The 6,107-nt window shown below is 38.5% G+C and carries 2 protein-coding genes; one reads left to right on the top strand and one right to left on the bottom strand.

Going from position 1 to position 6,107, the window contains the following annotated elements; translation table 11 throughout:
- A partial coding sequence (locus HMPREF3216_RS01040; RefSeq protein WP_230953837.1) for an InlB B-repeat-containing protein occupies positions 1-3,245 on the top strand: 3,245 nt, incomplete at its 5' end.
- A gap of 101 nt (positions 3,246-3,346) precedes the next feature.
- Here HMPREF3216_RS01040 and HMPREF3216_RS06590 read toward each other — a convergent pair.
- Positions 3,347-5,851: an InlB B-repeat-containing protein gene (locus HMPREF3216_RS06590; protein WP_230953838.1), complete on the bottom strand. Its 2,505-nt coding sequence runs from the start codon at positions 5,849-5,851 to the stop codon at positions 3,347-3,349.
- Positions 5,852-6,107: the final 256 nt, after the last annotated feature.

Here is a 6,107-nt window from a genome sequence, read left to right on the forward strand (position 1 = left end):
TTGTATTGGGAGAAATTGTTATGAAAAACGCTGGAAAACTTAGTATTCTTTTACCTTTAAGTCTCGGTTTTTGTGCAACAGTGTTGGCTGTAGCAGGCGGACTTTCAGCAAATGTTGCGTACGCTAATGAAGCTAATGAAGCGAGTGCAGCGAGTGCGGCGAATCTTAATGAAGTGCATGGGAATAAGAAAGAATCAAACAGCTCTCAAGAAGAAGCAGATAAATATCCTACTGTTACATTTATGAATGGCGATTCCACTATTGCCACTGTTCAAGTTAAAAAGGGTAAAACCACTGGTGAAGATACACCTTCATATTTAAAGGATACTGGCTATACTTTCATTGGGTGGAGTACAACTAAAGGCGCGACTTCTCTGACCCAGGTAGATTTTAAGTCTGATACAGCTGTAAATGCGAATACAACTGTTTACGCAGTATTTGCAAAAGATGATAATGAGCCTGCAAAAAAGCATACTGTAACTTTCAAAATTGACGATGCATGCTTTGATACTGCAAGCGTTGAAAATGGTAAAACAATCGGCAATAGCATGCCATCTGCGCCTTCTAAAACTGGCTATACTTTCCTTGGGTGGAGTACAACTAAAGGCGCAACTGAGCAGTCTAAGGTAGATTTTACGGATACCACAGCTGTTTCTTCTGATACAAATGTTTATGCTGTATTCAAGCGCGATGTTGTTATGCTAACGGTTACTTTTAAGAGTAGTAGGGATAGCAGTGTTATCAAAGTTGAAAGAGGGCAAAAAGTAACTTCAACTCCAAGCGTGGCCGCTCCAGTTGGCTATAATTTTGTTCGATGGAGTACAAGCCCAAATGGTACAGGTTCTGCATTTGATTCAAATAAGAGAATTACAGAAGACATAATAGTTTATGCTATTTTCAAGAAAAAGCCTGGTATTCCAGAACCAACTCCAACTCCAATTCCAGATGATCCTCCTTTGCCGCCTAATCCTGATAGACCAGATCCAGATGATCCGTTAAATCCTGGTGGTGGTTTAACGCAAAAATATTCTGTTACATTTATGAATGGAGATAATGTAATATCTACTGTCAATGTAGAACGTGGTGAAACAGTAAAAAGCGCAGATATGCCAAAAAACCTTAAGCAAGATGGATATACATTCTTAGGGTGGAGCACTAAGAAGAACACGTCTGATAAAGCTGACGTTGATTTTACATCAACTACGCAAGTTTATGATGATAAGACGGTGTATGCTGTATTTGAAAAAATTCCAGTTGTAATGTATGACGTTACCTTTAAGAATGATGATGCATGGCTGAGCACTATTTATGTTGAAAAGGGTAAAAAGTTAGACAGTAACAGATTCCCAGATAAGCCTACTAAGGATGGATACAATTTTGTAGGATGGAGCACTAATAAGAATGCTTCTGCGGCTGATTTTTCGGCTGATTCGTCAATCAATGCAGATACAACTGTTTATGCTGTGTTTGAGGCCAAACCGTACAAATTAAGCCATTCTGTAACCTTTAAAAACGATGGTTCTTGGATTAAAACTGTTACTGTTAAAGACGGTGAAACTGTTACTGAAGAAAATATGCCGTCTACACATGCTAAAACTGGCTATAAGTTTGTAGGTTGGAGTACCACTGACGGTGCTTCCGAGGCTAATTTTACGGCTAATACGGCTGTTTCTTCTGATAAAACTGTTTATGCAGTATTTAAGAAAGATGAACATACTGTAAAAGTGGAAGTTCTTGTTGCAAAGATGACGTATACGTCAAGTTCAAAGCTTGGCTTTAGAAGTACTACTGTAAAGAAAGCACCAGTAGACGGGAAGAGGAAAACTGATGCTAATGGGAAAGTGACTCTAGACACTCAAGCCCAAGATGGCGTCACAGAAGTTGGTAATAAGCAGGTTGTAGAAGGTGTGCCACTAAAACAAAATTACGATATTGTTTCTGATCCTAAAATGGATTTTGGTAAAAGTAGGGTTGTTGATGGTGAAGATATTTCTAGCAGTATTGTAACTATTTACAAGGTTGATTCTAATAGAGGATTGACTGATGAAATTGAATCAGAAAAGACTGAATATAGTACTCCTTCTGTGAAGTCGTGTATATATGTAGGAAATGTTAAGAAGGAAACTAAGGATATTCCATTTAAAACAACTTACGTTTCCAATGATTCTCTAAGTTATAAAAGTGAGAATGTTAAAATCGATGGAAAAAGTGGTAAAAAGAATATAACTACAACGTACAAGATTTCGGATAATCCAGATGCTAATTATATTGGAGATGTTGATAGTGCACACGAAGTAGTAACTAATCCTGTTGTAGATAAGGTCATTGAGGTTGGTAACGTTGAGAAAAAGACAAGCGATATTGATTTTAAGACTACCTACGTTGCAGACGATACGCTTGAGTATCAAGAGAAGAAGGAGACTGCTGGTCAAAACGGCAAAGAAGAAATCTCTTTAACCTATAAGGTAGACGCTAATAATGGCTTAACTCAGGAAGTTGAGTCTAAAAAAAGTTTGTGCACGAAACCAGTTGATCATGTTATTAGAGTTGGCAACGTTGATACTAAAACAACTGAAATTAAGTTTAAAACGATTGAAAAAAATGATTCTTCCTTAAATAAGGGCGAAAGAAAAGTTCAAACACAAGGTAAGAATGGTAGCGATGTTGTTATTACAACGTATGTTGTTAATCCTGCAACTGGTTTAACTGATACTGTCGAATCGGTACGAGGTAAACATATTGATGCTGTTGATGAGGTGGTTTTAGTAGGGACAAAGGAAGAGCTTCCAACACCGCCAGATCCAGATCCAGATCCAAATCCTGATTCAAATCCTGATCCAGATCCTGATCCAGATACAGATCCAAGTCCAGATCCAAGTCCAGATCCAAGTCCTGATCCGAATCCTGATCCGAATCCAGATCCGACTGATTCAGATGACAACAATGGCGGCGGAAGCATTGATCCCGATTGGACTTATAATCCTGAGTTGAATATTGGCAGCGGCAATGATGATAATAGTTCCACAAATAGCAATGGTTCTATAAACGATTCTGCCAACGGTAGTGATTCCACAAGAGGTTCTGATGCATTGCGAGCTGAGGTCACGCGCTCTGCCGACGCTCTGCCAAACACGGGTTCAAACGCCTCTGGTACAACATTTGCGTCATTTGGCGCTATGGTGCTTGGCTTGTTTGTGGCTTCGGGCGCTGCGGTAAATCGCAAGCGTGCTAAGCATTTGCGATAGAACAGCGTTATTCTCTAAGTTATAAATAAATTAAGGCGAGCACTTGTTAAACGGTGCTCGCCTTATTGGTTTATGTGTTGCATTTGTGCCACATTGTGCAACTATTTTTTGCTTTTTGCAATAATCGATGTTAATAGCGTTGTTAGCGCAATTACCGTAATTATAGACGTTATTGCAACTGCGAGAGAATTGCCCACGCCTGTTCTTGGCAGTGTATTTTGTTTGGCAGTGCCAAGTTTATCTACAACGCCTCTTTTATTTGAATTTGCAGAATCGTTAGTTTGATCTGAATTCGATGATTCCAGCGATTTTGATTTATTGTTACGCCCATCTTGATCATTAGCATTGTTCAATTGATTGCCAGTGCTTTTATGATTACTTCCATTTTCTGAGCCATTATCTAAGTCGAGAATTGAACCGCTTTCAGAATTGTTATCTGGATCCTGCGGATCTTGCGGATCCTCTGGATTTTTGGGATTATCTGGATCTTGCGGATCCTCTGGATTGTAATCCTTAGTGTAAACTGCATGCACTGTAATATCGTATATCACATTTGTTGTGCTTAAGAATTTAGCGCCTGTTCCGTCTGCTTTTGTATTCCACTCCTTAAACGTGTAACCCGCTTTAGTGGGATTTGCTGGCATAGACTGATTCTCTAAAGAATCGCCTTCAATAGTCTTTCCAGGTTCTACTTCAACAGTCGCAATAGTTTTTTCTCCGTCTTTGAATGTTACTTTTCTGTGATTAGAATCTCCTACAGGAATAAACTTCCACGTTCCAACTAAAGTAATGTTTCTATTTACATTGTTAAGAGCCGTAACAGGCTCACCTTGTCCATCAATCTTCCACCCAGCCATTTCGTCAAAAACCCAAGTGCCAGTCATTTTAGTGCCATCGCCAACTATATCTGGCTCAGGTTCAAACGTCTCATCAGTTGTTTTGTGCAACGTAGAGGTATCGATAGTAATTGACTTTCCTTTATAAACATTAATCGGCTTTAACGCATAATCCTTACCAATATACTCAGGAAGCGTTTGGCCAGGGGTACCACTTTCAAACTTAAAATCAATCTTGTACGGAGTTTCTACAGGAGGAATTTCTACGGGTTCTTCGTTAAATTTAACGTTAAAAGGTATAAGCTTGTTTGAGTCGTCTGCTCCAAGATTTCTATATACGTAATTGATTTTTCCAGATAGCTCACCCTGCGCTGATCCTTCAATCTGGTAGGTTTTTCCAGCTTGCGCATCGGTGTTAAACCATACTGGAATAAACCTAATATTTATCTCATCAACTAAATTGTTAATTCTACGTTTAATCTCGTCATACGAGTAGGCGTAGGGCTTCATTAACTGCATACCTTTGTACCAGTCCTTTAGATACGCGGTTGCTGTAATAGTATTACCTTCTTCTTTTACATCTTTGAGTGCAAAATCGCCAAAATTACCTAAAAGCGATGTTGGGTCGGTTCTCACTCCACCGTTTTTCATTGCGTAGTTTTTTAATGGGTCATAAGGAAGTTTTATCCAAGGCGATAACGATAGATCTCTACTAGGCGATAACGATATTTCTTTAGGCAGCGTAAACGTGAGTTTGATTGATACGTTTAAGTTCGATACGTACACTCTTGAAACATCATTAATCTTTGTTTTTAGCCATTTTTCAACATTTTCTAAAGAGGATTTGAATGGTTTGCTGCTAATTTTAGAGTTTATTTCAAGACCATCTCTAGTTATAAGAGGAGAGTTGTAATCTTCGTACGTAACTTTTTGAGCAGTTCCCAATAAAACGAATTTGCCAGTCGATGTAATGTCTTTGTTTTTACTGTTTTTTATTAAATCATTGCTGTAAATAAGCTGATTATAATCTTGCTCATTCATATTAAGAGGATCGCTTATTTTAGATTCACCGCCAAGAAGTGGAATGTTCAGCTCGTGAGTAATATATGTGAACCCGAATCCAGGCACCCAGCTTACGCCATCTTCATCTTTTTTGTACAAATCTAAAATACCTGTACCAGTAATGTTTCTATTTTGAACTTGCTCAAGGGAGCTTTTTGTAAACGAAAAATGAGCAGTTAGCTTTACGGTTCCAGAATCACTAGAATTATATAATTCTTTCCACGTCTTTTCCGCTAAATTAGCAATAAGCTTGATTGTATTTTTATGACGTGTAGAAATTTTCGCGTGCGCGGTTGCAACTAGTGAAGAGTTATTCTCAAATTCGACGTTTTCTTGCCATTCAATAGGTTCAGGCAAAGATAGCGAGTAGCTAAAATCAAGCTTAGCTTTTTGGTCTTTATAATATTCCATTTGTTGCTTAGTTGCGTTAAGAACCTCATTAAATGGAATATTTAGCGTAAGAGTGCCTGAATATTTAGTAGCGTTGTTGCTGTTTGCGTCTACAGCATTGCCCGACGCATTGGTTGCGCTGATTTGCAGCGAGGCATATTTTCCAACTTCTAATAGTGGGCTATTAACGTTTAATCCACCGTAGAATGGCCCAGGAATGTCTTGAGTGTCTTGAGCGTTTTGAATATTGCTATTGGTGTTTGCAAGCGATACTTTGGAAAATGCAGTTAATGACGAGACGAACGACCCCCCCCCCAAGGCAAAAATTAGGAAAGAGGTTAGAAATTTTCGTTTCAAAAAGAAAATAGTATGCCCGTGTTTCATTAACTGATTTCTCTCCATACAGATGACCCAACTTGTAATACGAATGAATAGTTTATCACCTCAGCGTTTATTTATGCAATAGTTTACAAGTTGTTTATTGTTGTGTGCTTTGTGTTGTGTGCTTTGTGTTGATGCCTTGCAATGATTGATTTTCTATTAAAATGTATTGGGGGGGGGGTAGCGTATATAG

This window comes from Gardnerella vaginalis, assembly GCF_001546455.1.
GTDB classification, from domain to species: Bacteria; Actinomycetota; Actinomycetes; order Actinomycetales; family Bifidobacteriaceae; genus Bifidobacterium; species Bifidobacterium vaginale_B.